Source organism: Bradyrhizobium sp. BWA-3-5, assembly GCF_032917985.1.
GTDB lineage: Bacteria > Pseudomonadota > Alphaproteobacteria > Rhizobiales > Xanthobacteraceae > Bradyrhizobium.
Genome location: NZ_CP136626.1, coordinates 5341746 through 5363316 on the forward strand (window position 1 = coordinate 5341746; position 21571 = coordinate 5363316).

General features: G+C 58.3%; 18 protein-coding genes and 3 pseudogenes. 6 read left to right on the forward strand and 15 right to left on the reverse strand.

Annotated features, from left to right (window positions below):
- Positions 1-916: 916 nt before the first annotated feature.
- The 5 genes from RX331_RS25675 to RX331_RS25695 all read right to left on the reverse strand — a co-directional run bounded on the left by RX331_RS25675 (position 917) and on the right by RX331_RS25695 (position 8342).
- Complete coding sequence (locus tag RX331_RS25675) at positions 917-1564, reverse strand: O-methyltransferase (RefSeq protein ID WP_317252591.1); 648 nt, start codon at positions 1562-1564, stop codon at positions 917-919.
- A 1012-nt stretch (positions 1565-2576) separates the two neighbouring features.
- Complete coding sequence (locus tag RX331_RS25680) at positions 2577-5216, reverse strand: CehA/McbA family metallohydrolase (protein WP_317252592.1); 2640 nt, start codon at positions 5214-5216, stop codon at positions 2577-2579.
- A 978-nt stretch (positions 5217-6194) separates the two neighbouring features.
- Entirely contained in the window at positions 6195-6422 is a 228-nt protein-coding gene (locus RX331_RS25685; protein WP_317252593.1) for a hypothetical protein, read from the reverse strand.
- Between the two features lie 259 nt (positions 6423-6681).
- Entirely contained in the window at positions 6682-8151 is a 1470-nt protein-coding gene (locus RX331_RS25690) for an MFS transporter (protein ID WP_317252594.1), read from the reverse strand.
- A gap of 5 nt (positions 8152-8156) precedes the next feature.
- Positions 8157-8342: a hypothetical protein gene (locus RX331_RS25695; protein WP_317252595.1), complete on the reverse strand. Its 186-nt coding sequence runs from the start codon at positions 8340-8342 to the stop codon at positions 8157-8159.
- Between the two features lie 889 nt (positions 8343-9231).
- Between RX331_RS25695 and RX331_RS25700 the strand changes: the two genes are divergently transcribed.
- The gene (locus tag RX331_RS25700) at positions 9232-9657 is read left to right on the forward strand and encodes a hypothetical protein (RefSeq protein ID WP_317252596.1); all 426 of its coding nucleotides are present in this window, start codon (positions 9232-9234) and stop codon (positions 9655-9657) included.
- A gap of 498 nt (positions 9658-10155) precedes the next feature.
- On the opposite strand, the gene RX331_RS25705 is transcribed toward RX331_RS25700, so the two are convergent.
- The 8 genes and pseudogenes from RX331_RS25705 to RX331_RS25735 form a co-directional block, all read right to left on the reverse strand.
- Entirely contained in the window at positions 10156-10353 is a 198-nt protein-coding gene (locus RX331_RS25705; RefSeq protein ID WP_317252597.1) for a hypothetical protein, read from the reverse strand.
- Positions 10354-10431: 78 nt separating this feature from the next.
- A pseudogene (locus RX331_RS39035) lies at positions 10432-10575 on the reverse strand (DUF2726 domain-containing protein); the annotation flags it as partial.
- A 261-nt stretch (positions 10576-10836) separates the two neighbouring features.
- A complete protein-coding gene (locus RX331_RS25710; RefSeq protein ID WP_317252598.1) occupies positions 10837-11070 on the reverse strand; it encodes a hypothetical protein in 234 nt (77 codons plus the stop codon).
- Positions 11052-11408: a hypothetical protein gene (locus RX331_RS25715; protein ID WP_317252599.1), complete on the reverse strand. Its 357-nt coding sequence runs from the start codon at positions 11406-11408 to the stop codon at positions 11052-11054. The genes RX331_RS25710 and RX331_RS25715 overlap by 19 nt, the downstream gene beginning before the upstream one ends.
- A 427-nt stretch (positions 11409-11835) precedes the next feature.
- Positions 11836-12360 (reverse strand): annotated as a pseudogene (locus tag RX331_RS25720) (nucleotidyl transferase AbiEii/AbiGii toxin family protein).
- 159 nt (positions 12361-12519) lie between these two features.
- The gene (locus RX331_RS25725; RefSeq protein ID WP_317252600.1) at positions 12520-13167 is read right to left on the reverse strand and encodes a type IV toxin-antitoxin system AbiEi family antitoxin domain-containing protein; all 648 of its coding nucleotides are present in this window, start codon (positions 13165-13167) and stop codon (positions 12520-12522) included.
- Between the two features lie 213 nt (positions 13168-13380).
- Positions 13381-13743, reverse strand: a pseudogene (locus tag RX331_RS25730) (integrase core domain-containing protein); the annotation flags it as partial.
- Positions 13719-14063, reverse strand: a complete 345-nt coding sequence (locus tag RX331_RS25735) for a hypothetical protein (RefSeq protein WP_317258379.1) — start codon at positions 14061-14063, stop codon at positions 13719-13721. The pseudogene RX331_RS25730 and the gene RX331_RS25735, both read right to left, overlap by 25 nt.
- A 41-nt stretch (positions 14064-14104) precedes the next feature.
- Here RX331_RS25735 and RX331_RS25740 point away from each other — a divergent pair, with 41 nt between their 5' ends.
- The 4 genes from RX331_RS25740 to RX331_RS25755 all read left to right on the forward strand — a co-directional run bounded on the left by RX331_RS25740 (position 14105) and on the right by RX331_RS25755 (position 16649).
- Positions 14105-14356: a helix-turn-helix transcriptional regulator gene (locus RX331_RS25740; protein ID WP_317252601.1), complete on the forward strand. Its 252-nt coding sequence runs from the start codon at positions 14105-14107 to the stop codon at positions 14354-14356.
- Positions 14356-15663 carry a type II toxin-antitoxin system HipA family toxin gene (locus tag RX331_RS25745; RefSeq protein ID WP_317252602.1) on the forward strand — a complete coding sequence of 436 codons (1308 nt, stop codon included), beginning with the start codon at positions 14356-14358 and terminating at the stop codon, positions 15661-15663. Before RX331_RS25740 ends, RX331_RS25745 begins: the two co-directional genes overlap by 1 nt.
- 461 nt (positions 15664-16124) lie before the next feature.
- Positions 16125-16316: a hypothetical protein gene (locus RX331_RS25750; protein ID WP_317252603.1), complete on the forward strand. Its 192-nt coding sequence runs from the start codon at positions 16125-16127 to the stop codon at positions 16314-16316.
- Between the two features lie 132 nt (positions 16317-16448).
- Positions 16449-16649 carry a hypothetical protein gene (locus RX331_RS25755; protein ID WP_317252604.1) on the forward strand — a complete coding sequence of 67 codons (201 nt, stop codon included), beginning with the start codon at positions 16449-16451 and terminating at the stop codon, positions 16647-16649.
- Positions 16650-17147: 498 nt separating this feature from the next.
- On the opposite strand, the gene RX331_RS25760 is transcribed toward RX331_RS25755, so the two are convergent.
- Both RX331_RS25760 and ltrA read right to left on the reverse strand, forming a co-directional pair.
- Entirely contained in the window at positions 17148-17933 is a 786-nt protein-coding gene (locus tag RX331_RS25760; protein ID WP_317252605.1) for a YopT-type cysteine protease domain-containing protein, read from the reverse strand.
- Between the two features lie 570 nt (positions 17934-18503).
- Positions 18504-19829 carry a group II intron reverse transcriptase/maturase gene (gene ltrA / locus RX331_RS25765; RefSeq protein WP_317252606.1) on the reverse strand — a complete coding sequence of 442 codons (1326 nt, stop codon included), beginning with the start codon at positions 19827-19829 and terminating at the stop codon, positions 18504-18506.
- Positions 19830-21221: 1392 nt separating this feature from the next.
- Between ltrA and RX331_RS25770 the strand changes: the two genes are divergently transcribed.
- The gene (locus tag RX331_RS25770) at positions 21222-21503 is read left to right on the forward strand and encodes a hypothetical protein (RefSeq protein ID WP_317252607.1); all 282 of its coding nucleotides are present in this window, start codon (positions 21222-21224) and stop codon (positions 21501-21503) included.
- Positions 21504-21571: the final 68 nt, after the last annotated feature.

The window sequence follows — 21571 nt, forward strand, 5'->3', positions numbered from 1 at the left end:
AGATGCTGGAGCGTCAGATTTTCCTCGCACAAGAATTTCGCGATCTAATCCTTGCATTACGGCATGGCGTCGATTGTGGGTGCCGCCCGAATGAAAGCCCGAAAGCGAAAGCGCCCTCAGGTCCAACTTTCTTCAAGATTGCGCCATTAAGCTTAAGAGATCTGAGTTGCCATCGCCTTGCACGGGCGGTATAAAATCATTTCAAACGAGCTCAGCCAGCGAGAAGCTGCCGAACCTACGGCAAGGGTACTGATCGATGGGTTATCTCACTGTGTATGACCAAGGATCTTACTAATCTGTCCGCGTCATCTACTGTTCTTCTAGCTTAATCGATCGTGGGTGGCAGGGGTGGACGTAGTCGGACTTGCCATGATTCGGGTGCGCCCACGCGCCGCTGCCAACACCGAAGCAACGGGAAACGGACAGCAGATTCCTAACGCTAGTTCTGCTTCATCAATGCTCGCGTGCAACGTGAACCGAATGGACCGGCGCATGCCTGTGGCTGGCGCCGAGTTCGTGAAGCCTGTGATGCAGGCGATGATGTGCAAACTTTAGGAAAGCCCGCAGCCTCGAGTGCCGCGCTTCGTCTGTCTTGGGTGCGATCATATCCACATAAGCACTCGATCCCTCAATCTGCGCGAGGACCGAGACCGCGTCCTGGGGTTGTCGCCAACCTCGACATATACGGCACCGGTCCTCACCAAGCGCACCCTATCCAGATGCCAGCAGAAGGGCGGTACCCGCACTCAATTCGAAGAGAACTCCGCTGCTAAAAGAGCAGAAGTTTATGCGTGGGTGTTGATGCACTCCCATGATTGGATTATCTTAATTGCGTTATGCCGCCTCAGAAGTGGATCCCGAAGACCTCCGGACAGATCACGTCGAGGACTGATGCCGAGCAAACGGGGTGGTAGGCCTAGGCTACCTTCACGCAGAGCTCCGCGCCAATTTTGATTGGGAGCGTTAAGCGCAAAAACCCGTTTGCTGGATCCCGTACGAATTGGAGAAAATCCGGCTCGGCGTTGTCGTTCATCACATAGCCGCCAATCCGCACTTGCGGCGCGACAATCTCTATAACTTGTCGGGCCAAAGAGGGACCGTCATTCGCAAGCCAGCCGTCTATCAGAACAAAATCTACCGGACCACCGAGATCGCGCAGAGTTCGCCGAGCGTCCCCTTCCCTAATCTCGGCGTAGTCTGAGAGACCTACATGGCGCAGATTGCGACGCGCTGTTGCTGCCTTCGCGGAGACGAGTTCCGATCCAATCACGATCCCACCGCCATTGTCACGTATGGCGGCGGCGAGATAGAGCGTTGACATCCCGGTAGACGTCGCAAATTCCGCTACTCGCTTTGTGCGCAGCCATCGACAGAGCAGATAGATCAGTTCGCCCTGCTCAGGCGCAATGCCGAGACCGTACTCCACGTAATCGAAGGGATTGCGGCTCGCTTCGGGATTGTTACGCGGTCCCCCATCAAGGGGATACTGCTCCAAAAGCAGGCGCGCAGTTACCGCATGAAAATTCTCATCCTGAATGAGACTAGGCGCAACGGCAGGCGACATGGCTTGATTTCTCCCTTCGTGGAATGCATCTCAGTTCGAGGTCCGGGAAGACTCTAGGATCACTACGCGTCGGTCGGCTCGAGCTGTCTGCTATGGCGCGTAAGTAATACTTAGAGCTTTGTGGGAGCTTTTCGTGCTACGGGCCCTTAAAATTAATCTGTCAATACCGCCATCGTCAGATCCTGCCAGCTTCAGCCTTCTCGACGGCATCGTTCAAGTGGGACGCAAGAATGTACGAGCATGTCGCCTCTCATGTCGTGCGGCTCATCGACCCAGGAACTTCGCAACGGCCATTCCACAGCTATGTTGCGGCCTGGCGGTCTTCGAAGCTGCTTCCACTTTTCCTGTAACCCTAGATTGCGCTTGCCTCGGATGTCATAATGCAACTATTAGTAGCAGCAGTTCATTTCAAATTTGTGTCGTGCAAGTAGAGTTCAAGAATGTGTGAAGTCTAGTGTCGCGGCTAGTCGCTCGATGACGGCATTGCCTAGTCTCGCAGATCGAAGCGAACTATCGGTTGTTCGATATTCTCATGGATGCCGGGCGGCATGGAAGCATCATTGAACTGGAGGAAGCAGGGTTGACGGACGGCCAGGGCCAAGCGATGCCAACGCGCAAGACGCAACAGTCCTATGGGGCTACGCGAAGCGCACTGCCAAGCGCATGCTATCGACGCGCCGCGCCATGCGCACCGGCCGACAGAACAGAACGAACACGGGAATTCTATGCTGTGAGCGCCTTCTGAAGGGTAACCTAAGCTCGTCCAGAACTGCGATCGAGAGCTTCGGGTGCAAAGACGGTCGCGCTGCCTACCTAGATCGCGATCGATATCGCCTGGCTAAGCTGGTAGGTTTTCAGGTTAAGCGATGTCACCGAATGGAGGCGACTTCACCTTCGATGCCAGTGGACGTAGCCGGACATGCCATGGTCCGGGTGCGCCCACGCGCCGCTGCCAACACCGAGGCAACGGGAAACGGACAGCAGATACCTTTTTATCATAAGTTTTCGTTCATCAATGCTCGCGTTCAACGTGAACCGAATGAACGGGCGCATGCTCATGGCTGGCGCCAAGTTCGTGAAGCCGGTGATGCAGGCGATGATGTGCTAGCTCCAGAGTAGCTCGCAGTCGCGCGTGCCGCGCTTCATCGGCCCTGGGGGCCAGCGTATCAACGTAGGCGATCGATCCCTCGATCTGCGCGAGGACCGACACCGCGTCTGCGATCGCAAAGATGGGTTTTTCGCCGACTCCGACATACACGGCACTGGTGTGAGCCGCGATGTCGGCCTCGCGCCCGGCGACACTGCCTCGAACACGGATCGCGACCCAGCAGGACGCGGTGACGCGTAGGGGGAAATGGCCGTTGCATGACAGATCACTGCATCGTACTTCGTCGACTACGGTGCCATTGCAAATCAACTCGACCCGCGTCGGCCGCACGCTGACCGATTCTATCCGCCAGTTGACGGCGACGGTTCCGCCTGAAGGAGGAAGCGCGATCTTGCTCCCTGGACGGCGTCCTTCCACCGTCATATCCACGAGCGGCCCGACTGTGATGAACGTATCGCCGTTGCGCACGGCATCCATCCAGTTGCGGTACGTAAAATCGCGCGCGCCCAGCTGCGCATAGGTCCGCGAGCCGCCAAGGAGCGCGGACGCGTCCATCTTGTCGGAACCTGCCACCAGCGGCAGGTGGTAGCCGATATTGAGGTACCGGTACCAGTCGGCCAGACCAAATGCGCTGATCTGCGCGGTTCGTGGGTTAAACGACATCATCTCCATTGCGTCGATCAGGCCGAGCACGATATCAGCCGCCCGCTCGGCGTGGGGATTGGGCACGTGCGGCATCACGACCAGCCCCCCTTGCTGTCGGCAACGCTCCGCCCAGTCGGCCATGATCGCCTCCAACGGATCTCCTATCGCTGCTTCGTCGGATCCAGCGCAAGACAGCGGATTGATAATCTCGCCTTCGTAGCCGAGAAGCGAGATGTGCCCCAGCACGTGCATCCGATTCTCTGTGCCAACGCGGACGACGAACTCTCCGTCGCCGCCGAAGTCCTTCGCGCCGATCGTCGTGCGTCCGTCGAAGTCGGCGACGTTGCTGAACATCTCGCCCCACTGCAACGCGAGCAGGTTGACGACGTTGACGCCCTCCGCCTTGCCCTCTAGTAGGGCTGTCTGCGGGCTCAGGAAATGGACGTGCGTATCGGAGCTAACCCAGCCCTGTTCGCGCCAGCGCAGCACTCTGTCCAGCTCGAATGTGAGGCTATCCGTGCCCGCAGTGACTTCGACGATGCTGCGCAGAGGCCGCACCTCGAACCCCCTGCTGATCTCGACAAATACGATCCCAATCGGCAGGTCCGCGTCGCAGCTACCATCGACATAGGCGTACTGGTTCAGGCCGTTCGCGAGTTCGCCGGCGAAGTCCTCGAACCTGCCGGTGTTGACCTTGCGGTGATGTCCCTTGGGCGGTAAATACTCCCCGTGCGCACCGTGGAGATGCAGGCGCGCGGCAACACGCCCACCACTGCCTTTCTCAACGATGCGGATCTTCACGGGCCGTGTCGCCGGCTCGATCGGCACAGCGTCCAGCGAGGTGCCTGCTGCATTTTCAATGCCTTCCAGCGATCGAAGGTCCCGAACGTGCAGGTGTCCGTCGCTGGAGCGCAGGTAGAGCCTTGCGTCTGGGTGGGCGGAATATTCGACGATGACCTCATTCTCGGAACGCACAGGCTGCACGTCGGGCTTGTCAGTTAGCCAATCCGCTCTGGAGTACTTAAGTACCGCTCGGGCGGAAATGACGTTGCCCAAGTCCATGCCGATCTGTTCGCCGCGATGGTCGACATCCAGTTCGCCAAGTTTGTTCAGATGCACCCCGGGCGGCAGCCGCATCCTCAGCTTGCGACGGCCCTGAAGGCGCAGCGGATGCTCCGACAGCTGTGTCGTGCTCACCGCATAGACGAGCGAAGCCTCTTGCTCCGGGCGCAGGCTCAGGCCCGCGAGCTCCTTCTCTGGATGCGGATTCGGCAACGCGTAAACCCACAGGTTCTCACCTTCACGAATTCTAATGCGCCCCGATTCAGTGCGAACCTCGCTGTTTACGAAGCTGGCGCCCGGCGCTCGCCCGAGCGCGAAGTTTTCTCCGCTGCTCGCATGCACGATAGGACCCCGCAGGGGCACGGCCCCGAATGCACTCGCGCTCCATTCAGTGTGCCTCTGCTGAATCGCAAACCGCCGCAGCACAGGCACGTTGGCCGCGCTTCCGTCGGCGTATCGGAGTGCGTACGTCGACACGCGGTCGCCGAGTGGGTTGCCGTCCACAGAGTGCGCGGCCGGCCCGATTTCGCCAAACCCTTCAGGCCTCACAGGTTGATGGTCTGTTACTGCATGCACAAAGAGAACGTAGCTGGCCAATGTGGGTGACAGTGAGATCTCGGTAGGAGCCTCCCCAGGCCGCAAGGCCAGCACATCCGGCTCGGCTTCGTCGCCGAATAGAAACGGGATGCCGCGATGCGTCTGCGGCCCCCGCAACGAGTCAATCCAGCTGGTGTCGCCCGCGCGCTTGCCGCGCCGCTCGTCCAGCTCCCGGCGCCTGGCATTGAAATATGGCTTCAGATCAACGGGCGTGAAGTGCGGCGATGAGGGTGTTTTCATTCGATGGACTCCAGTTCTGGGAAATCGTCGCCGAGACCCATTGATTCGGCAGTAAAACGTTGAACTTTTTCGACTGAATAAAGTCGCATGACGTATGGGCAAAATAGACGAGAGGTCACTGGCGATCGGAATTCTGAGCGTCGACGGCAAGCAGATGGACCGTGGGACTGTCATCGTGGCGTGTGAGCGGGCTCCTGAATGCAATGAAGAACTCGTGTGCGCATCGCTCCTGCCGGCGAGGACGGTGCTCATGTACTGCCATCAGCTGAGGTATAACGCTGTAGACCAGGCCTACAGTGGAAGCGAAGCATCTCAGTTCGACCCAATCGTAGAAGCATCTCTTTGGGGACCTCGGTGACGTCGGTGACATCCCCACCTGAGCGCAACCCGCCGGTCTTCGGCTGTCGCTCCCGAAACAGCTCGGACTTTGCGACTGCCGGCGCATCTTCAGTAGATCCGGCCAGCCGGCACACCAGTCGTACACTAGCCGCCGGAGCCGACGCTCGCCGCGATCAGCTGCGTCACGGTACGCTCCGCGAAAAAATCGGTAGTTGGCGCCTCGTGGGCCAAGTGCGGCAGCCACAATACCCGGCGATGGCTGTGGCCGCGGTATCCCGGCTGGTGTTCGGGATTGCCGGATCGTCGAAGCCCCAATAGGAAACCAGATCCGCGGAAACATGCTCGATACCAGTCCAGCACCCGCACCGGGTATACGCGCCACAAAGGCTCCGTCGGGCGAGCCACGGGGGCGGACAGTATCGCCCATACCTACGCACGTCCCCATATGCTGCCATCCATGTAACCTTTGTGTGGGCGTTCTGCGCGCCTTACCGGTATGGGGTCGAGCGTGGATGATGGGGTGACCGAATCATCCGGACGCACCTGGATTTCGAGCACCCGCCGCATCTAAGCGTTGGCGACCGCCTCGATCTGAGAGTCGCCCAGCTGGGCCAAGTCCCGGTAAAGCAGGATTGTCGCCTAGAGCGAGTCGATGCTGCTCTCGGCGGCCCCAACAGCACTGGCCTCTTCGGCATCAGTGCCCAATGGGATCGGTCCCATGCGCGGATCAAACATTTCCTGCAGCGACCTTGCCGCCGTGAGCGCAACTTTACGTGAGGTTTCATTTCCGAGGAGGACGCTTCCGAGCGCGGCACGCGGATAGAAGCCGAAGCCCTTGAAGGCTGTCCAGTGTTGGCGCGGCAGCATCCGGCACAGCGCGGTATCCGCGTTGGCGATTGGGAGCCGCCCCGGATCAGCGAGATACGTGACTCAAAGCTCACCGACGAACGCCCTCCTGTCCAATCACCATCAGGAGTGGACGTCCATTCTCCGTCCACAATGCGAGGCTGCGCAATCCGCGCCAGCATACTCTCGTGCGCGGAGAGATAGTCGCTTCTCGACAAGGTTTGGCTCCTAAATTCCTCCGCCCGCCCCGCGGCGCACGGAGTAGGCAGTCAAACGGGGTTCAGTTGCCGATGTAGACGCGGCCGCGCTTCTTGGCGATTTGATAGACCACTACGCTCAGCAGCGCTATCAATGATCCGTAGATGGGGAATATCCAGGTCATGTGCTCGCGTTGCAGCCACACCATGAGATACGGTGAAGTCCCGCCAAACAACGAGACGCCCAATGCATAGCCGAGGGCTACCCCCGTGGTTCGCACCGCACGCGGCATCAGCGTGGTGGCGATGAAGTTGTAGAGGCCCATGTTGAAGCCAACGATAGCTCCGCCGAACACCATGACGATGAAGAAAGTGGAGATGCTCTTCTCCGAATAGACCAATGTAAGGAAGAAGCACGGGATGAGCAGCAGGCGCAGCAGCGTGAACGCGCGCGAGGGTCGCACCTTGTCCGCGAAGGCGCCGACGTAGGGGGCGGCAACCATCCAGCTCAGCCCCATCAGCGTCAGGATTCCGAACACCCAGGTGCTGTTCTCCTTGAATACCGTATTGGCCACGTTGGGCAGACCCGCAATCCATGCGTAGTTAGCGATCTGCACCGATCCGATGACCAGAATGACGGCGAGCAACGAGAGCCGGACGCTCCATAGCGTTTTCCATACGCCGCTGGTAGTTTTCTGAATGCGCGACAACTCATCTTGGCGGTGCATCGCGCGATTGAGCAAAGTTTCCGGCATCGCCTTCCGCAGATAAATGATAAACAAACCGAGCACGCCACCAAACGCGATGGGTATACGCCACGCCCACTCGCGCATCACCTCAGGCGCCACCGAGGCACTCACCAGAAAGGCGACCATGCTGGCCCCGATCGCACCCAGCTGAATGAACGTACCGCCGATCAGGCCAAGGTAACGCCCCTCCTTGCCCGGTGGTGCCAGTTCGATCCCGATGGCATTCGCGACACCCGACTCGGCGCCAAGGGAAAGTCCCTGAATGATTCGAATAAGAAGCAGCGCCACAGCTGCCGTGACGCCGATATCGTTATAGGTCGGCAAGATGGAGATCAGCAGTGAGGACAGCGCCATCGCCGTCACCGAGATCATCATTACCCGCTTATGGCTGATGCGATCTGCGACTGGACCAAGCAACGCAGCCCCGAGCGGCCGCGCGAGGAAGCCTGCCCCAAACACTGCTAGCGCGGCAAGCAGAGATGTGATGGGGTCACTGGAAGGAAAGAAGTGCGGCGACAGAAACGCGGCCATCACGCCGTAAATGTTCCAGTCATACGCTTCCAGGGCTACGCCTCCGCCGAGACCGGCCGTCATTCTCCTGGTTACAACGAGCTTCTCTGGCCGAATCGCTGCGGCAGTGGGTTGAGTAATATCGTGCACGTGTCCGGCTCCGCTCAGCTGTGAAAATCGGCTACGAATATCGATCGACGGAAAGTTGAGGACCGGATCGCGTCTGGCACAGTCAATAAAGTAAGCGGCACCCTTGCCAATTTGGCCATTGACGATCCTATGCGGAAGGTCCAAGGCTCCTACCGTTTCGTCTTAGCTTTGACGGCTTTGGCGAATTCCAGCGCTGTAAGCTGATAGTGATTGTCCGGACCCAGCGTGTGACCAAGCTTCGTAATGATTTTGTCGGTCGATTGCGCATGAACAGAGCCCGCAAATGCGAGGATGCAGGTCGATAACGATCGAACAGATTTGTGCAAGGTGCTCACGGCGTCTTCCCCTGGCATTTCTATGACCCGACGGTTGACGCCGGTTAGGGAGAAGTATGGCGATCTGCCATTTTCCGCGTTAGGACGCCTTTTCATATTTCTTGTACTTTTACACGAGATGTACTTGGAAGCGGGACCACAGAATCGAGCAATATGACGTTGCGCTGCACAAATATCTCGGCGTGTCACGAGCCGCATCAAACGGCATGGCTTCGCGCAACACCGTCTGCTATTGCCATGCCTCGTCAGGCACAGTTGGACAAGACTGCCCACGACATCCAACCGCTCGGGTGGCGTTGAGAGAGCGAAAAGACATTCGAGTTCGCAAGATTGCGGCCATCCAAAACTCACAAGGGCCATGCTGGCCGACACTGGGGCCCAAATCTATCTCTCGCAGAAGGAGTATGTAGTGGGTTCGAAGCCAAAAACCCTCTGAAACGCTTCCACCGCGTGCCACCGCTCCATAAGTTATATTTTTCTGCGGATATTTTGTCCGTTGGACCAAGGCCGGATTGGAACGGTTTTCCTTGATTCGAAGGCGGAGTTCATTCCTCGAGACCATCCCGCATGAAAATCCGCAGCCTGCACTGGCATTACCTTTTAGTCCCTAAATTGGCGCGTCAACTATCAGCGGCTTAATTCTCCAGGCGCAGTGCGTACGAACTCCGCCGAGGCGGCTATCACCTTACGAACCTGGTCAAATCTGATCGGGATCCTTCCGACGGCGGCAGGCCGTTCGGCCAAGCCCCTGCCCCCCGGACCTTGCAGCATGGCCTGATAGGCCTGCCGGCTTTCAGCCGTCTCGGATTAGTGCCGCACCAGGGATCGGCGGCTTCATCAAGTGCGATTCAATTGCAGCCGCCGCGCTCTCCAGGAGTATCATCAATTCATGCATGCGAACCTGAATGTAACACTGGTCAAAGTCTATTGGATGGGCGGCAGCATGCGAACGCATTCATCACTGATGTACTCGGGGATGCTCTCAAACTTATGCGGGTTGAGCTGCATCATGTACCCATTCTCGATGTGGTACGCCTCGTTGATAAACTTGCGGATCACCATCGTCGTGTTCGATGTTGAAAATCCGGAACAGCTGGATTTTCTCGTAGCCGACGTCCGTGGCCGCGAGTTGTCGAAAAGGAGCGCCGCAAGCATTGGCACGATCAGGCTTCGGCCGGCCAAAGCTTTCAGCACGGCAAGCCAGGCGTTCGACCTTGACCGGGCGCTACGGAACATCCACGGCTGCCTCCACCGCTATTCTCCAGAGCAGCCCGATCGCATGGCCGTGGGGCACATTGTCATGGGTACACAGTAGATCTCGGGAGAGGTGGCACGGCAGATCGGGGAATTCTCTATTGGATCAGCTTTGAACCCACCCGCACCGCGCGTCTATCCGATTTGGTGGACCTGCTAACCGCCGTTCCACGATGACGGCGGATGTCCATTCGACGGACCATCGGAACGACCGGGCTAGCTCATCTTGCATCCATTAGCAAAATCCCAATGTGCCTCGAATGGGAATGCACCCATAGAGTAAGACGGGTGCGCATTCTAGAGCTCGCAAAATCGCTCGAAGATCGGTCGAAATTCTTCGACGGTGAATGCCCTGACCGCCCTTCGCCGAAACCGTTTTAAGAGGATCCCGAGTTCGCACGTATTGATCTCGTCCAATAGATCGTAATCTGGAAATTCGAGGTCTTGCTTTCGAATGCCGCTGGTCGTCCAAAGGATCTGGTTGCCGAAGTAAAGACACGAAAGCCTTCGCGCCGCACCGTTCGTGTCCTGTCCCAGCACGCCATTTGGGATTCGGCGATCAAGCGTAATCAAAGAACTTATGGAAGGATTGGTTTGCGGCGGCACCAAGCCAGTAGGGAAAGGGGCCGCCGGAGCCTGCGGGTTCGAGAAATGCAGGGTCAAAGGGTTCTTCCCATGGAATTTGCCCCTCCTTCTGCGCGGAATTGAAGGCCTTCTCGAGCTCAGTGACTTCGATGATCCAGCGCAGGACGGTCATGCCTCGATAGATCTTCGTGACATAATTATCGTTGATCCGAAGCAATCCTAATCCGGCCCATCGGCACAATTCATTCTTGATCTCATCCCGCTCAATCTGCTCGGCACTCGATTGATGAAGCGGCCCGTCATACTCGATCGCCAGCAGCGGTCTGGCTTCGTGGTCCGCAACGACAAAATCGCAATGGCTCCGGGTACAGAAATCAAATTCGCGGTTTGTCAGATGCGTTCAGCCCTTCTGAATCACCTCGGATAGGCGGAGTTTGGCGAATACCCGCTGGGCATTGTCAGACGCGATCTTCTGCAATTCATGGAAAACGGCTTCTTCAGAACCGTTGACGATTCAATCGACAACCTTCATGGAGATCCATCATAAGATGTTTCGTTTCTGGGCAAAGCTCGCAACTGTTTGCATCACGCTATCGAGCTACGCGAATCGATGATATTCAAGGATACGAAATTTCGCGAACTGTAAACGCGTCAATTAGCTTTGGCGCCTCGTTTCGATAGAAGATGTAATCGCGCGAATAAATTTGGTCACGTCGTTCACAATATTAACCTCGGCGGCAGTGAGGCCGATGGTACAGATTGGCGGGTTTGTCCAGTACCTGTTGGAAGCGAAGGCAAGCACTGCCAACGTCGGCGTGAGCGGCACGAGACAGCGATACTGCAATTCAGTGGTAAAGCCCGCCAGGGTGTTTAGATAGCCTTCGCCCATGATGAATTCGCGCTCACACCCGAGCGGAGGAGAACTATCTTACCGCCGCGCTCTAGGGACTGCACGATTTGCTTATAATGTTGATTGATATTCAAGGCGATGAGCGTGTCGTCGTGCTTTCCGACCTGCTCGCCGGTCAGCCCCCAATTCGTTCGGTCGTGAGATGTAGCTGGTTTCGATTTGCAGGACAGCGGACCAGCAGGGAAAGCCAGTTCTTCGCCGAGCATCTTGCGATCATCGGAGCTTATGTCATGCGATGTAATCCGCTTGTCGATCGCGGCATTGTCTTTGACATCTGCGTACGATAGGCGCTCCAAGTTCGCAGCGAGCGATGGCAAGGCGCTGTCGGCATCATCAAAGAGTGGCTCGATCGTTCCTGCCCATGGACCATTTAGTTTGACGACTGTTGGTAATCGCGCCGAACGGCTTTGGCGGTGCCCGCAGCGTCTTACCTTTCCACGAGATGCGCGTGACCTTACCTTCCTTGTCCTTCCAGAGTTCGGAAAGACCTCGGGGCCACCAGTGATGAAGCGCGGTCTTGAGGGGCTTACCGTCGATGCCGACGGTTTTGGTCCGACCGACCATTGCAGGTCCTAGCCTTTCAGGTTTCGCGCCGTTTCCGCGTGCGGCATCAGGACAGTCGCAAGCGTCTCGACGACGCCATTTAGAGGACCGGGATCGATCGCGAGGTCCTGGATGAAGGCAGTCCATTGTTGGATCTTAGTCGGATCGTTCGCGAACGCTTCGCTGAGGGCATCTGGCTGCTCAGTCGGAATCTTGAGTCTTCCTGCGGTCGAATGTAGCGCGTATTGCGCGCGCGAGCCGGTCATCTTTGAATTCGTATGTCCGGGAGAGCACCCAGATGTCGTAGAAATCCTTCAAACGCGTATTGGCGAAGCCAAGATGGACCATCGCCTGGAATTTCTCGGCGATGACTGTCTCCGGCGGATAGGCGCGAAGCTTGGGAGCTGGCTGATCGAGCAACGGCAGAAGTTCGATTTCATTAAGTCCAGGCTCGGTCGCGTCGCCATAGCCGACATCGATCACGATGCGCACACGCGCTCCGTCAATCGTCGCGTAGCATTTGAGGCGGTCCGCTATAGCCGGAATCGTCACGAACCGTATCGACCTCGAGTGTATCAGTGTCGAAGGTCACGCCGTCGTTGGCTAGAATCGCACCAATTTCTCGGAAATAGCCAGGCGTAAGCTGCGGATCACTTCGCCGAAGCCGAGCAGGTCGAGATCGCGTGTCGGTCGATGCGTATCATCGAGCCAATGACGCAGCAGCATGGCACCTTTGAGTACAAAATGTCCTTGTACTTGCTGATGCTGAGCCGGTAGAGCAATCGTTCAAGCGCATACTGCGTGAGAGGAGCTCGAACGGCTCTGCGCTCCTTCGAGAGATTGAGCAGGCGCACTCGGACAGAAGCTCCGACATTCTTCAGCGGCTTACGCATTGATGGTCAGCGTCTCAAGGCGCGGCTGAACGATTTTTTCCCAAATGCCAGCTTCGACCGCGTATTTTGCGATTTCTGAAGGCGTCGCCTTGCGCATCCTGAGCGCTTCTTTCATCGCTTGCGTAGCGTGCGCAAGGCCTGTGGATGCGTTGTAGAAGGCTTTTTGGCGCTGACCACTCTTGAAGAGATCAACGATCGTCTTGGCCGATGTATAGATCGGTACCGACACGCCTTCGATCATGTGACGCTCAATGCCCTTGTCGAATTCCTTCGCCCCGAAGCGCATGATCTGAATGCGGGGCCGCGTAAACTTGGGCCGCCAGTCGCGCGAACCGATCGCCATCCATACATAGGGAGGGATGCGGTCCGTCAGCTCATGAAAGGCGAGCGCGGAGTCGTAACAGATGACGCCGTTTGGAACGAGCTTGGCAGCAACGGCGAGCGAATGGTTACCGTCCAGCGGCGCGTCAGGTAGCTGGTAAAGGCCGCGACTAAGTTGATTGAGCGCGCCCTTTTGCTCCATCCGCGAAATGGTGGCCGACGTAATTCCTTCTTCGAGAAATTCGGAAAGCCGCATCATGCCCCGCTTTTGGAGAAGCGAGATCGCCCTATCCTCCTGGCGTTGCGGTTTCTTTCTCATGGAACTCATATGATACAAAACATTGCAAATGTCAAGGCAATATGCAAGGCTTTGTATCGCTGACCCGCCACTGAATTTTCATCCAGCGACGGTTAGAGTCTGGAGGCTTTGTACGCCAAGTGGTGCGGGTGGAGCAACGGACGATCGGAGGAGCTGGTCGGGGTTGCGCAGCCGATCGTCCGTTGCATCTACGGGCACTTTGGGCTCGTACGCCTAACCGCGCTTGGGCGCGACATGCCGTGGGCGAAGGCTTGAAGTCTTGTCCGAGAGCCGGATGCGGGAAATGAGGTGGGCAGCATAGGCCGCGGGGGTCAGGTATTTCAGCGACGAGTGAGGCCGCCGGATATTGTAGTTGGCGAGCTTGGCGCGGACGTCATCTAGATCGAATAACAGGGTTTCGTTGAGCAGGTTATCGCGCATCCAGCCATTTAAAACTCTCGATGAAGCCGTTCTGCATCGGCTTTCCCGGCGCGATAAAGTGCGAATCGATGACCGTGTCCTTGAGGCGAGGATGGCGTTGCAGCTGAACTCGGTGCCATCGTCAGACCCGATCATTCGTGGCTTGCCGCGTCGCTCGCACGCGAGATGGTCGGCTTCCTGTGGGCGATCACTGTCAAGTACAACTCCGGCCGGCCGCGTGAAGAGCGCTGCTCGACCATATCGGTGCGGCGAAAGTCGGTACCGCCGCTGCAAGCGCGACGGCGCTCGCAGTAACAAACAGCAATTTTTTCATTCGAGACTCGCTTCATCTTTCTGCCCTGGCCGTTCCATGCCCGCGCAGCCGAAGCGCCCCAGCCGGACAGCGGCCCGCCGGCCGTTATGCGCCGTTCCGATAAATTGGTTTTATGAAATCCATCGCATAATTGCCATTTATTCGCTAAATCCGATATTGCCATTTTATCGGAATTAGCACATAATGCGGTCCGGAGAGTGAGCCATGACCGACCTCGCAAGAACACCGCAGCAGATAGGCAATCTGGTACGCCGCGCCCGCAAAAAGCGCGACCTCAGCCAGACGCAGCTCGCCGAACAGGCGGGAGTGCGCCAGGAGACGATTTCCTTGATCGAGACCGGCAACCCGGCGGCAAGGCTGGAGACTATCCTCGCCGTGCTGGCCGCTCTCGACCTTGAATTTCGGATTGTGGCCCGTCGCAAGGTCGGCCCGGCGGACATCGAGGAAATCTTCTGATGCCCCGCCGTCCTCGCCATGCACCGCTGCGTGTGCTGCTCAACAACCGACTTGTTGGCCACCTCACCAAGGCGGCAACCGGTGCTATTGAATTCCGGTACGAGGATGATTGGCTCGGGTGGGAACATGCCCTTCCGGTCTCCCTGTCGCTGCCGCTGCGCGAGGATGCTTTCCGAGGCGAAGCCGTTACGGCTGTCTTCGACAACCTCCTCCCCGACTCGGACGCCCTACGCCGCCGGGTAGCGCAAAAGGTCGGCGCCGCCGGGACCGACGCCTACAGCCTGCTCGCTGCGATCGGCAGGGACTGCGTGGGCGCCCTGCAGTTCGTCGCCGACGATGATGGTCGTCACGGTGATGGTCACACTATCGCCGGCGACGCCGTCGCCGACGAAGCGATCGAAAAGCTTCTCAAGGGGCTTGCCCAGGCTCCGCTCGGGCTCACGCGCGAAGATGATTTCCGGATTTCGGTGGCAGGCGCGCAGGAGAAGACGGCCCTGCTGCGGAACGAGGGCAAATGGCTGAAGCCGCACGGCACAACGCCAACCACCCATATCTTCAAGACGCAGATCGGGGAGCTGCCCAACGGCATCGACCTCTCGAACAGCGTCGAGAATGAATACTACTGTCTGAAACTTGCCGCCGCCTTCGGCCTGCCGGTGAACCAAGCCGAGATTGCCACTTTCGGCAAGACAACAGCGCTCGTGATCGAGCGGTTCGACCGGCGGTGGACCCGGGATGGCCGTCTGCTCCGCCTTCCGCAAGAGGATTTCTGTCAGGCCCTGTCGGTACCGCCGACGCGCAAGTACCAGAGCGATGGCGGCCCTGGCATGGTGAAGCTTCTTGGCCTGCTCAAAGGCAGCGATAACCCCTCTGAGGATCAGGCGACCCTGTTGAAGGCACAGATTTTCTTTTGGCTGATCGGCGCAACCGACGGCCACGCGAAGAACTTCAGCATCTTCATAACACCGGGCGGCCGCTATCATCTGACACCGCTCTATGACGTGCTCACGGCACAGCCCAGCCTCGACACAGGCCAAATCCAGCGCAAGCAGATGAAGCTCGCAATGTCGGTGGGGACGAACAACCACTACAGGATCGCCGAGGTGCAGGGTCGGCATTTCGTACAGACCGGCGAAGCGGCGGGCGTGCCGAAAAAGCTCGTGCAGGAGTCAATCGAAGAGGTAGCCGCTGCCGCTGAAGCTGCGCTCACCAGAATCGAAAGCGAGCTGCCAAGGGGCTTTCCCGACGCAATTCATACTTCGGTGAAAGCGGCCGCGATGCAGCGCCTGCGTTCATTGAAAGTATAGGCTGGCAGGTCAGGGCTTCATCACGCTGCTTCTGCCGCAAGACCCGCCGCCAGTCGCTCGACGAGTGTGACTCGCGTACCGCGCTCTCGCGGATGACCAGTGGCTGGCCTTCGCGGTAGCTCGCGTCGCCGGTTCTGGCGAAGTAGTCGGCACCCATCGATCCATGCCAATGGGCGAGCAGATGCCGCTGATGGAAAACATCTGCTTTCATTGGTGTTGTCCTAGTTTTGTGGTTGCGCATGCAACCGACTAGGCCCGCGCCAATGAGGTGGGTTGCCGTCAAGACCGCAAAGCGGCGGTTTGGTGCGGGCTGGAGCGCAGCGAAGACACGGCCGCCGTTTTCCGCCCGCACCAGCGCGGAGGGCTTGGCCTTGACGACATGGAGGCCGCAGGCTCCAAAGCAATGGAAAGCAAGTCACCCGAAGGCTGGCCGTTCAGACTGCGTCACGAGACGCTTCTAGTTGGCGAAGGTGCGCGACGTGCTCACCTTGAATCCAGATAAAGCTGGCCAAGAGCCTCTCGGTCTCTTCGGTAGGTTGTCCGGCGTCGGTCATGCGCTCAATCAGGCTGCGCTGCCGAGTGAGGATCGTCTCCCCGGCCCGCACATGCCGCTGGACCATCTGAAGCGTGGTTTCACCGTAGCGCATGCCTGAGCCTAGCAGCTTTCGGCTCTTTCCGCAGACCTGCGAGAGTGATCGTTACCGGATGGCGGAGACGGCAACCGCGGCGTAGGGAGCGCAGCGAGTACGCTCGGTCCGAACGCACGCGGCAGACTAGGATTATTTATGAAAGAAGAGGTTGTTGACCCGCCTCTTGTAGAGCGCCTCGATCTCATCAAAAATCCCGTACTCTATTGGGAATGGCACATTTATGTTTGCCTGCTCCTGCCAAGCCCGCACAAACCCGGCAAGCCCCCTTCAGACTTCGACAGTTTTCAAATGAAGCGTCGACAAGAGAAAAGCGCGCCCCGCACGCAACCTGATTAATGTGGTACCACAAACGTTTTTGGCTGATGAGATGCGGTTCGGTAGGCCCGGACCTGCGCGAACGGGTAAACTTTGCAATCGCGCAGATGTAGGATTGTTGAGTCCACGGCGACAGATTGCGGACCATCATGTCCTCGATCATTCACTGCCGAAGAGGGCTCATCGTGGCCATCTGGGTCTTCTGTCTTGAGAGGAGGGTGCGAAGACCAACATCCTCTCAGATAGGACATCTCAGTTCAGCAGGCTTGCCTCCACTCCCCTCCAGCGGGTTCGTTCAAACGTGGGCGAGCTCAAATGGGGTACACCCGGGCGAGATAATTGCAATCCGCATGAACGAGCCGCTTGCCAGGTCGAGCCCAGTCGGAGCAACTTTCGGAGCCCGCATCTGGACATGCTCGCCCCCCGCGACTGCAACGGCGCATCGTCGGGGGGCGATATCAGCACGATAGGCCCATTCAGGTGCGCGGGCGCCAATCGGCGGTTGCCTGCAGGCCCGGCTCAAGACATTTTTCGTGTGGCAATTGATTTCAAATGCAGCCCATTGGCGTCGATATATCGGTCCGCGAGGCCTTGGAGCAAACTATCCACCTGGTGTGATGGAACACTGAATTCTCCATAGTTTGGATCGAAGAGTGTGGTCCTTCCATCGAACGTGGACGTCGCAACTGTGTGTCTCCCACCTTCGACGAACTCCAAACTAAGCAAATACCTCGATCCGTCGGCACTGATTTTGCCCAACATTCTCGAGATGCTCGCTGGCTCGTCGAACGTGTAAACCTTCTCTTTTTGGGATGGTTGCAAACCCGCTTCCTGCAACATGGCGTATTTTGCGCTACTGTTGGCCTGAGCAGGTTCTGCCCCCTCGTTTCGCAAGTCCCTCCTCATATCTAGATAGCGCTGCTGCCACACAGCCGCTGAGTCGTGCCCGTCCGATCCCGGCGTTAGCGCACTCATTCGGGATCTCGGGCTGTTCTCGAGATCGCCGAGCCACTCCGCAGTCAGCCCAACGCATATGCCCTCTACATTCGCGTCAGCCAATTCCGCCGTCCTGTATTCGAACAGTGGGGCGTTCGGCCTCACTGGACCGGATGTACTGGGGTTGTTTGGATCCGAGACATTGGGTTTGCTGGCACAGCACCCCATGTCGGGCAAGTCCCCAGGCGGCGGGCTCCGCCGCAGTGCGAGATCCGCAACTGTTTCCATAAAGCTGTCACTATCCACCGACTGACCCGGTTCGACAGCTTGGGCCAGCGGTGTGGATAAGCCATTGATTCGATCATACATGGCCGTTCGCCTTTTCTTTAGCGTAAGTCCCTTCGCAACACCTTCGGGCTGCTCAGGGGTGCTCCGAATGATGGTCAGAAAAGCTGACGCCAAGCTGACTGCCGGGCGCTACTCAGGTTAGGAAGACGGACGGGACGCGCGGACCAAATCGTACATGTGGGCGTATCGCAGCGGCCCAGATAGCGAAAGATTACGGTTTGCTACCGGGGGCGAACTGCATTTGCGCCGCATGGCGCTTGCGTCCGCACCGACCGCCGTTGACTAGTACGCACGAAGTAATCGCGGATTGGCATTCAAGTTGAATAGCTACAGAGTGGCTTATTAAGCAAACCTAAGTTATGCGAACTTTTGATGGCACAGATCAAGACGTCCCTTGGGCACCGCACCCTGCGAATGGGAGCGCGTCAGATCTACTAAGCGCTTAGGGATAGATCCTGGGACGCGTGTACGGCGCCGATGGGCTGCTGCCGTTGTACCGCGCCACCGGGTCACCGGAGGCGGTCGCCCGCCCCCGGTTCCCACAGAACGTGGCGTGCGGATTTCCCGCACCGACGCTCTTCGACAGTTGGTTCACAGCACTGCAAGCGCTTGCAGCTCCCGATGAGGGAGGCGCAGCTTAGGCTTCAGCAACGGTGTCCGTTGTTTGATTTGGTTGAAGGCGTCCCAAGTGAGGCGTCGGCCTGCCCAGCTGCGGCTGCGCAGCATTCCGCGCCAGTAACGCTCCACGGCCCGATAAACTTTTACGAGACTCCGGAGATTTCCGGCGACGCCGTAATAGGCATAGTGGCCGCGCAGGACGACGTTGATTTCACCGACCTGGTCACTGATCTTGTAATGCCGTATTCGCCGCATCAGCTCCTGCAGAGACATAAGGCTGCGCTTTAGCCGAGATTTCTCGGTGCGCATCCCAACCTTGAAGTTGCCTTTTTGGTTTCGCGTGCAATAGAGCGTCAGACCCAGAAAGTAGATTGTTTCCGGGCGGTTTCTGCCGCGTTTGCCCGCGTGCCTTTGCGCGAACCGACCAAACTCGACCAACTTGGTCTTGGTCGGCTCTAGAGTGAGGCCGAACTTCCCCAGCCGAAGACGCAAGGCCTCCTGTACGCGGATGGCGTCCGATCGATATTGGAAGCAGATCACAAAGTCGTCGATATAGCGCACCAGTCGGGCTTCGCCCCGCAACCGACCCTTCACCACGCGTTCGAACCAGAGGTCGAGAACGTAATGAAGGTAGAGGTTGCTCAAAAGTACACTGATCGATCCGCCTTGTGGCGTTCCTTGTTCGCTCGGGTGCACCGCTCCGTCTTCCAAGACGCCCGCTTTCAACCAGCGCCGGATCAAGCTGATCAGGCGCGGATCACCGACTCGATGTTCGACAAACCGGAGGACCCGATCATGATCGAGACTCCCGAAGAAGTTCTTCAAATCCGCCTCCAGCACCCAGCTGATCATGCCGCCGGCGATGACCTCATTGAGGGTCGCCAAGGCATGGTGGGCGCTGAGCTTCGGCCTGCCGCCGAACGAGCACGGCAAAAAGTCCTGCTCGTAGATGGCGGACAACACCTCAGCCGTGCTGCGCTGGAGCGCCCGGTCGGCGACAGTTGGGACCCCGAGGGGGCGCTTCTCCGTCTTACCGGGCTTGGGGATATAGACCCGCCGAATGTTCGGCGCCCGATATCCCTGGCGATGGATGGATTGGAGCATTGGCCCTATCCAGTCCTCGAAGCTCTCCTTCGCCGCCTCCACCGTCTGTCCGTCCACCCCGGCGGCGGCGCGCTTCGGAATCTGTAATAGATTCTTTTGCACTCGGTCGCGCGTGATGTGATGGGCCAACGAGGTGAAGCTAAGATTTGGCTCGCGCCGAGCTTTCACTGCTATTTGTTCAAGTTTCGTTTCCATGGTCAGCTGATCTTCTCTTAGAATAGAAGGCCGTGACTCCCGTTGAATGGAGCCCATGTCGCCCAAGAACAATTCAACTACCGCTGACCGCTTCCCCATGTGGCCGGCTCTCCCGTCCTCGGAGTACTATCGGTCAGTCTGACTTCCACCCGGTCGTCAGACCCTTCTCACCTCAGCGGCTTGGCAGGTCTTACAAGCTTGCGCTTGAACCGGATGGATCTCCCTTGTTCACGCTGCTTCCTTTGGTTGCATGCTGGCGGTACGAACCCCGGGAGCACCTCTGACCGCTCGCGTTGTCGCGGCCTGTGGTTCCGCCTTCCCCTTTGAGAGACAGGGTCGGCTACTCCGATCACGTTCGATTTCGGGGCTATTTTCCCGTTCACTTCATTCCGGCCTACAACCTCCCTGTCTACGCTTCGCAACGGCCGTTACCGGACGCCACGCAAGACTCGGTTCGCGGCTACTCGCTAGGCTTTGCCGCGGCCGTCATCTCAGACGGCAGACTTCAACGCACTTTCAAGGCGCAACTCGCCGCGGAACTCGGCGTATCTCGCGATACTGTGACGATCGCCTATGAGCAACTCCGCGGCGGAAGGCTTTATCGAGATCCGCCATGGCGTACGACCGCGCGTTGTTGTCGACAGAGGGCGCGTGCGCAGTATGTCGCGGTGTTGTCACGGAAGGCGCGAATGTCGGGGTACGGTGAGCGTTTGAGACAAGTCGCGACGCGCTCGGAGGAGCAATCTCCGCAACCTCCTCGCAAATTTTCGATATGGTGACGTCTCACCTTCGGATTCCCCCCGTGCTTACGTGGAAAAGAGCCGGGGGTCGCTGCAATGACACGGTGGCCCACGAGATTGGCGTACAACAATCCTTGCGGCTCTCGGTGGCTGCGGATGGCGCTGCAGGGTTATGTCTGACGTTCGAAGACCGTGCGACGCGACGTTGATCGAATCATCATCGTGAACGGTTCCCAGCAAGGGGCTCGATCTGTGTGCGCGACTGCTGCTCAACTCCGACGATCGGTTCGTTATGGAAGATCCTGGCTAGCTGATGGCAAGGCACGTCTTCGCGGCACGGGGCTGCCGCCGTGCCGATTCCGGTCGACATCGACGGACTGGACGGAGCAGCTTGCGAAGACCGAAGCGCGGCTCGCGTACGTGACGCCGTAGCATCAATTTCCGCTGAGCGGCGTCATGCCGATCGCGCGTCGGCACCAGTTCGCCTGGGCAAGGAAATTCGACGCCTATGTAATCGAGGACGACTACGACAGTGAGTACCGATACGACACTAAGCCGGTCCCCCGCTGCACGCGCTCGCAGCTAGCCGGGATACCATCTATCTTGGGACAGTCTCCAAACGCTCTCGCCTACGCTGAGGATCGGCTATCTGGTGGTGCCCTCTCAACTCCAGTGCCTGTTCGCCGCGGCCAAGCAGATCATGGACAGGCACACGCCGCTGATCGAGCAGGAAGCGCTCGCGACGATGCTCGAGACCGGTGCATACAACAGACATGTCAAGCGAGTCCGACGCGCAACGGCGAGCGGCGGCAAAACCTGCTCGACGCTTTGCGCCGCAGATTTGGCGATCTACTCCAATCGACGGCGCCAGCCGCCTAGCTTTCATGTGGTGGTCTGGTTTCGCGATCTACCCAAACGTCCGAAGCAGCGTTGATTGAGGCTGCTCGCGTCAAAGGCGTGGGCATCTATCCGGTCGCCCCACTCTTTCACCCTCATCCTGGC

Coding starts and splice junctions, on each gene's coding strand:
- RX331_RS25725 (WP_317252600.1), bottom strand. CDS start 13,167: ATGAGAAAGAAACCGCAACGCCAGGAGGATAGGGCGATCTCGCTTCTC.
- RX331_RS25760 (WP_317252605.1), bottom strand. CDS start 17,933: ATGTATGATCGAATCAATGGCTTATCCACACCGCTGGCCCAAGCTGTC.
- RX331_RS25735 (WP_317258379.1), bottom strand. CDS start 14,063: ATGGCAATATCGGATTTAGCGAATAAATGGCAATTATGCGATGGATTT.
- RX331_RS25680 (WP_317252592.1), bottom strand. CDS start 5,216: ATGAAAACACCCTCATCGCCGCACTTCACGCCCGTTGATCTGAAGCCA.
- RX331_RS25755 (WP_317252604.1), top strand. CDS start 16,449: ATGAAAGAAGAGGTTGTTGACCCGCCTCTTGTAGAGCGCCTCGATCTC.
- RX331_RS25675 (WP_317252591.1), bottom strand. CDS start 1,564: ATGTCGCCTGCCGTTGCGCCTAGTCTCATTCAGGATGAGAATTTTCAT.
- RX331_RS25705 (WP_317252597.1), bottom strand. CDS start 10,353: ATGACCGTCCTGCGCTGGATCATCGAAGTCACTGAGCTCGAGAAGGCC.
- RX331_RS25745 (WP_317252602.1), top strand. CDS start 14,356: ATGCCCCGCCGTCCTCGCCATGCACCGCTGCGTGTGCTGCTCAACAAC.
- RX331_RS25710 (WP_317252598.1), bottom strand. CDS start 11,070: ATGGGCGAAGGCTATCTAAACACCCTGGCGGGCTTTACCACTGAATTG.
- RX331_RS25700 (WP_317252596.1), top strand. CDS start 9,232: ATGCATGCGAACCTGAATGTAACACTGGTCAAAGTCTATTGGATGGGC.
- RX331_RS25685 (WP_317252593.1), bottom strand. CDS start 6,422: ATGCTGCCGCGCCAACACTGGACAGCCTTCAAGGGCTTCGGCTTCTAT.
- RX331_RS25740 (WP_317252601.1), top strand. CDS start 14,105: ATGACCGACCTCGCAAGAACACCGCAGCAGATAGGCAATCTGGTACGC.
- ltrA (WP_317252606.1), bottom strand. CDS start 19,829: ATGGAAACGAAACTTGAACAAATAGCAGTGAAAGCTCGGCGCGAGCCA.